The sequence below is a fragment of the Pseudomonas sp. genome (assembly GCF_049645325.1).
Classification (GTDB): domain Bacteria; phylum Pseudomonadota; class Gammaproteobacteria; order Pseudomonadales; family Pseudomonadaceae; genus Aquipseudomonas.
This window is the reverse complement of sequence record NZ_JBARTQ010000034.1, coordinates 1-6,027: the sequence shown is the minus strand read 5'-3', so window position 1 is coordinate 6,027 and position 6,027 is coordinate 1. Positions and strand designations below refer to the sequence as shown.

At 59.7% G+C, this 6,027-nt stretch carries 6 protein-coding genes and 1 pseudogene; 5 read left to right on the top strand and 2 right to left on the bottom strand.

Annotation, left to right across the window (positions count from 1 at the left end; all coding sequences use genetic code 11):
* The 5 genes from WBB95_RS01405 to WBB95_RS01385 form a co-directional block, all read left to right on the top strand.
* Nucleotides 1-989 (top strand): response regulator (locus tag WBB95_RS01405; RefSeq protein WP_424485955.1); only part of this gene is annotated, 989 nt, incomplete at its 5' end.
* Nucleotides 990-1,820: a CheR family methyltransferase gene (locus tag WBB95_RS01400; protein ID WP_015372059.1), complete on the top strand. Its 831-nt coding sequence runs from the start codon at nucleotides 990-992 to the stop codon at nucleotides 1,818-1,820.
* Complete coding sequence (locus WBB95_RS01395) at nucleotides 1,817-2,416, top strand: chemotaxis protein CheB (RefSeq protein WP_424485954.1); 600 nt, start codon at nucleotides 1,817-1,819, stop codon at nucleotides 2,414-2,416. Before WBB95_RS01400 ends, WBB95_RS01395 begins: the two co-directional genes overlap by 4 nt.
* Entirely contained in the window at nucleotides 2,410-3,603 is a 1,194-nt protein-coding gene (locus WBB95_RS01390; RefSeq protein WP_424485953.1) for a hybrid sensor histidine kinase/response regulator, read from the top strand. Before WBB95_RS01395 ends, WBB95_RS01390 begins: the two co-directional genes overlap by 7 nt.
* Nucleotides 3,604-3,681: 78 nt before the next feature.
* Nucleotides 3,682-4,059, top strand: a complete 378-nt coding sequence (locus tag WBB95_RS01385) for a response regulator (protein ID WP_003217591.1) — start codon at nucleotides 3,682-3,684, stop codon at nucleotides 4,057-4,059.
* Between the two features lie 25 nt (nucleotides 4,060-4,084).
* On the opposite strand, the gene WBB95_RS01380 is transcribed toward WBB95_RS01385, so the two are convergent.
* Nucleotides 4,085-5,707, bottom strand: coding sequence for an ATP-binding protein (locus tag WBB95_RS01380; RefSeq protein ID WP_424485956.1), 1,623 nt, complete (start codon nucleotides 5,705-5,707; stop codon nucleotides 4,085-4,087).
* A gap of 47 nt (nucleotides 5,708-5,754) precedes the next feature.
* Nucleotides 5,755-6,027, bottom strand: a pseudogene (locus WBB95_RS01375) (ATPase domain-containing protein); the annotation flags it as partial.

Here is a 6,027-nt window from a genome sequence, read left to right as displayed (position 1 = left end):
GCCTCAAGGAACACGCCAATACCCGCCACATCCCCGTGCATGTGATTTCCGTGGAAGACCGCGTCGAAGCCGCCATGCACATGGGCGCCATCGGGTATGCCGTGAAGCCGACCACCCGCGAAGAGCTCAAGGACGTGTTTGCACGCCTGGAGGCCAAGCTGACCCAGAAGGTCAAGCGCGTGCTGCTGGTGGAAGACGACGACCTGCAGCGTGACAGCATTGCGCGCTTGATCGGCGACGATGACATCGAGATCACCGCCGTCGGTTTTGCCCAGGAAGCCCTGGACCTGCTGCGCACCAACATCTATGACTGCATGATCATCGACTTGAAGCTGCCGGACATGCTCGGCAACGAGCTGCTCAAGCGCATGTCCACCGAAGATATCTGTTCGTTCCCGCCGGTCATCGTGTACACGGGCCGCAACCTGACCCGCGACGAAGAGGCCGAGCTGCGCAAGTATTCGCGCTCGATCATCATCAAGGGCGCACGCTCGCCGGAGCGCCTGCTGGACGAGGTCACACTCTTTCTGCACAAAGTCGAATCGCAGCTGTCCCATGAGCGTCAGAAGATGCTCAAGACCGCGCGCAGCCGCGACAAGGTCTTCGAGGGGCGCAAAATCCTGCTGGTGGACGACGATGTGCGCAACATCTTTGCCCTGACCAGCGCCCTGGAGCACAAAGGCGCCGTGGTGGTGATCGGGCGTAATGGCCGTGAAGCCATCGACAAACTCAATGAAGTCGACGATATCGATCTGGTGCTGATGGACGTGATGATGCCGGAGATGGACGGTTACGAGGCCACGGCCTTGATCCGCCAGGACCCGCGCTGGAAAAAGCTGCCGATTATCGCGGTGACGGCCAAGGCCATGAAAGACGATCAGGAGCGCTGCCTCGCGGCGGGTTCCAACGATTACCTGGCCAAGCCGATCGACCTGGATCGCCTGTTTTCACTGATTCGCGTATGGCTACCGAAGATGGAACGCATTTAAGTGGAGCGCAGTTTTTTGGATAAAAGCAGCGATATTGAGCTGCGCCTGTTGATCGAGGCGATTTACCTCAAGTACAGCTACGATTTTCGCGATTATTCCGGTGCGTCGGTCAAACGGCGCGTGGCCCACGCGTTGCGTCAGTTTGACTGCGCAACCATTTCGGCGCTGCAAGAGCGCGTGCTGCACGACCCGTCGGCGTTCATGCAGTTGCTGCAGTTCTTGACGATTCCGGTGAGCGAGATGTTTCGCGACCCTTCGCACTTCCTGGCGATTCGCCAGGAAGTGGTGCCGCTGCTCAAGACCTACCCGTCGATCAAGATCTGGATCGCCGGTTGCAGCACGGGGGAGGAGGTGTACTCAATGGCCATCCTGCTGCGTGAAGAGGGCTTGCTGGAGCGCACGATCATCTATGCCACCGACATCAACCCGGCATCGCTGGACAAAGCCAAGCAGGGCATCTTCTCCCTGGAGAATGTGCGGGCCTACACCGCCAATTATCAGCAAGCCGGGGGGCAACGTTCATTTGCCGACTACTACACCGCAGCTTACGATTACGCGATCTTCGACAAAACGCTGCGTGAGAACGTGACCTTTGCCGACCACAGCCTGGCGACGGACAGTGTATTCTCAGAAACTCAATTAATTTCATGCCGTAACGTGCTGATTTATTTCAATAAAAAGTTGCAGGATCGTGCGTTTGGGTTGTTTCATGAGTCGCTGTGTCATCGCGGCTTCTTGGTGCTGGGCAGCAAGGAGACCCTGGATTTCTCCGCCTACAGCAAACAATTCGAGCCTTTGGTCAAGCAAGAACGGATCTACCGAAAATCATGAACGACGTTGCAGCCAACCCGATTCGCGGGATTGAAGCCATCGTTGTCGGCGCCTCTGCCGGCGGCGTTGAGGCGTTGCTGGGTATTTTTGCAGGGCTGCTGCCGGGCTTTGGGCTGCCGATCATTGCCGTGTTGCACCTGCCGGACGAGCGTCGCAGCCAGTTGGCAGACGTGTTTGCACGGCGCCTGCAAATTCCCGTGCGCGAAGCGCAGGACAAAGAGGTCATCGAGGCCGGCACCTTGTATTTCGCAGGGCCCGGTTATCACCTGTCGGTAGAACAGGACCGCAGCCTGTCCTTGAGCCAGGAAGACCGCGTTCACCACTCCCGGCCAGCCATTGATTACCTGTTCGCTTCTGCCGCCGATGCTTATGGCCGAGGCCTGCTTGCGATTCTATTGACCGGCGCCAACCAGGACGGCGCGCGCGGGCTCGCCCACGTCAAGCAATCGGGCGGCATTACCGTGGTGCAAGACCCCGCCGAAGCGCGCATCGCCGTGATGCCGTTGGCGGCCCTGGCCTTGCACACACCTGATCATATTCTGACCTTGAGCCAGATCGGCTCGATGTTGGCTTCCCTGGAAAACTCACCATGTTAAGTACTGTCCAGGCCAAACTGCTGATCGTCGACGATCTGCCGGAGAACCTGCTGGCCCTTGAAGCGCTGATCAAGCGCGAAGACCGTCAGGTCTACAAGGCATTGAGCGCCGACGAAGCGTTGTCCCTGTTGCTGGAACATGAATTCGCCATGGCGATTCTCGACGTGCAGATGCCAGGCATGAACGGTTTCGAACTGGCCGAATTGATGCGCGGCACCGAAAAGACCAAGAACATCCCGATTGTGTTCGTCAGCGCCGCCGGCCGCGAACTCAACTACGCCTTCAAGGGCTATGAAAGCGGTGCGGTCGACTTCCTGCACAAACCGCTGGATATCCACGCGGTGAAGAGCAAGGTCAATGTGTTCGTCGACCTGTATCGCCAGAGCAAGGCCATGAAACAACAGGTGGAAGCCCTGGAGCGCAGCCGCCGTGAGCAGGAACTGCTGCTGACGCGCCTGCAAGCCACCCAGGCCGAACTGGAGCAGGCTGTGCGCATGCGTGACGACTTCATGTCGATCGTTGCCCATGAAGTGCGTACGCCACTCAACGGGCTGATCCTGGAAACCCAACTGCGCAAGATGCACCTGGCGCGCGATAACGCCGCTGCGTTCACCCTGGACAAGATGCACGCCATGGTCGACCGCGATGAGCGCCAGATCCAGAGCCTGATCCGCCTGATCGAAGACATGCTCGACGTGTCGCGCATTCGCACCGGCAAACTGTCGATTCGCCCGGCGCACTTCGACCTCACGCAACTGGTGCGCAACCTGGTGGAAAATTTCGCTCCGCAAGTCGCGGCCGCCGGGTCATCCATGCAGCTTGTGGCAGAGGAAACGGTGGAGGGCAACTGGGATGAATTCCGCATCGAGCAAGTGATCACCAACCTGCTCACCAACGCCCTGCGCTACGGTGCCAAAAGCCCGGTGGACGTGCGGGTGTACACGGAGCATGGTGAAGCACGGGTCGAAGTGCGCGATCGCGGCATCGGCATCAGCGAAGACAACCAGAAACGCATTTTCCAGCAGTTTGAGCGCGTGTCTGCCAGCCAAGTGGCGGCAGGCCTGGGGCTCGGGTTGTTTATTTCGGAACAGATCGTGGCGGCCCATGGCGGCACCATCGAAGTCGAGAGCCGGATAGGCGAGGGCGCCTTGTTCCGGGTGTGCCTGCCCCTCGGTGCGTCGGCGTGAAATCAATCGTCGGCTCGACGCAACCTCTGCGTGACCCCATGGTCGTAATTGCAGCTATTGACCGGACAAAGGCTTCCCATGAGTGAAGATGCACAAGATGTTGTACTGATCGTCGAAGATGACGAATCAATTATGTTTGTGCTGGGTGAATACCTGGCCGGCCTGGGCTATCGGGTCTTGAAGGCGATTGACGGCGAACAGGCCTTTGAAATCCTTGCGACCAAGCCGCACCTGGACCTGATGGTCACCGATTACCGCCTGCCCGGCGGGATTTCCGGGGTGCAGATCGCCGAGCCTGCAATCAAGCTGCGACCGGAATTGAAAGTCATCTTTATCAGCGGTTACCCGCAGGAAATTCTCGACTGCAACAGCCCGATCACGCGCAACGCGCCGATCCTGGCCAAGCCGTTTGACCTCGATACGCTGCAAGAGCATATCCAGCGCCTGCTGGCCTGAACTGCCCAAGGGCTGCGCTGCAGCCCTAATCCCTGATCATCTCTCTGACTTTTGCCGTCAACAGATCAAACGTGAATGGTTTGGTGATCAACTGCATCCCAGGGTCGAGGAAGCCACCGCGCACGGCGGCGTGCTCGGCGTAGCCGGTGATAAACAGCACCTTGAGGCCGGGGCGTATTTGCCGGCCGATTTCCGCCAGTTGGCGACCGTTCATGCCGGGTAAACCTACGTCGCTGATCAGCAGGTCGATGCGCTGTTCGGACTCGATAATCGGCACCGCCGTGTTGGCGTCGCCGGCTTCGACAAAGTTGTAGCCCAACTCCTTGAGCACGGCGCTGACCAACACCCTCACCGCCGGGTCGTCTTCGACGATCAATACCGTCTCGCCGGCATTCGCAAAGGGCAGCAATGCTGGGTTGGCGAGTGCCTCTACCTGCATTTCGCCAATAAAGCGCGGCAGAAACAGGCTGACGGTCGTGCCTCTACCCACTTGGCTATGAATCGTCACATGCCCGTGAGACTGCCTGGCAAACCCGTAGATCATCGACAACCCAAGTCCGGTGCCTTGGCCGATGGGCTTGGTGGTGAAAAACGGGTCGAACACTCGGTCCATCAGGTTTTCCGGGATCCCGCAGCCATTGTCGCTGACGCTCAGCTCGACGTAGTCGCCGGGTGTGAGCGTGCCGTAGGCGGCGGTGAACACGCTGTCGAGGTGGCGATTGGTGGTTTCCACCACAAGCTGGCCGCCATTGGGCATGGCATCGCGGGCGTTGATCACCAGGTTGAGCAGGGCGCTTTCCAGCTGATTGGGGTCGGCCTCGGCGGTCCACAGCTGGTCCGTGAGGCGCATGTCCAGGTCAATGCTTTCGTTGATGCTGCGCTGCAGCAGTTCGCCCATGGAGCTGACCAGTTGGTTGATCTCTACCGGTTTTGAATCCAGCGACTGGCGTCGCGAAAACGCCAGCAGCCGGTGAGTGAGGCCGGCGGCGCGGTTGGCGGAGGTCACACCGAGGTCGATCAGGCTGTCGAGGTCATCCAGCTTGCCGCGCGACACGCGCCTGCGCAGCAATTCCAGGCTGCCGATAATCCCGGTGAGCATGTTGTTGAAGTCATGAGCGATGCCGCCGGTCAATTGGCCGACCGCTTCCATTTTTTGCGATTGGCGCAAGGCGTCTTCGTTATTGCGCAGTTGCGCCGTGCGCTCTTCCACCTGTTGCTCAAGGGTTTCCAGCGTACGTTGCAGGCGCAGTTCGCTCTGGCTCAAGTCAATCAGCCGGTCGCGCGCCTCGTATTGGCGGCGTCTTCCGCGCAGTGAGGCGCTGACCAGGCTGATCAATGTCACGGGGTGGAACGGGCGTTCCAAGAAGGTCACATTCCCCAACAACCCGCTCAGGTGTGACGAGCCGTTCTGCTCGTTGCCGCCGTGATGGGTCATCAGCACGATGGGCAAATCCGACCAGGCCGGCTGCTGGTGCAGGTGCATCAGCAAGGGCTCCAGATCAACCCCGCGCAGGGCTTCGGCCGCAATAATCAACAGGCCTGCGCCATCTTCCAATGCGTCGCACATCTGCGCCAGGTTGCTGGCGATGATGCCGTTGTAGCCGGCCTCACCGAGCATCATCAGCGCCAATGAGCCATCACGACCCATGGGCGCCAGGACGATGGCGCGCTCGGAAGCGAGGGTTAGCGCCGGCACTAGCCCTCTTCCTTGAGTAGAGGAGAGCCAGCGCCCATGTAGGTCGGAATGCCGCGCAGTACCCCCTGGAAGTTGTCGAGGGGCTCGCCGACGGTCATGCCCTGGCTGCCGATACGGTATTCGCGAATCGTCGATTCATGGGAGCCGGTCCGTTTCTTGATGATAGAGATGGCACGGCGCACCTTGCCCAGTGCTTCGAAGTAGCGCAGCAGAATCACCGTGTCGGCCAGGTACGTGATGTCGACCGGGGCCTGCATGTCGCCGACCAAGCC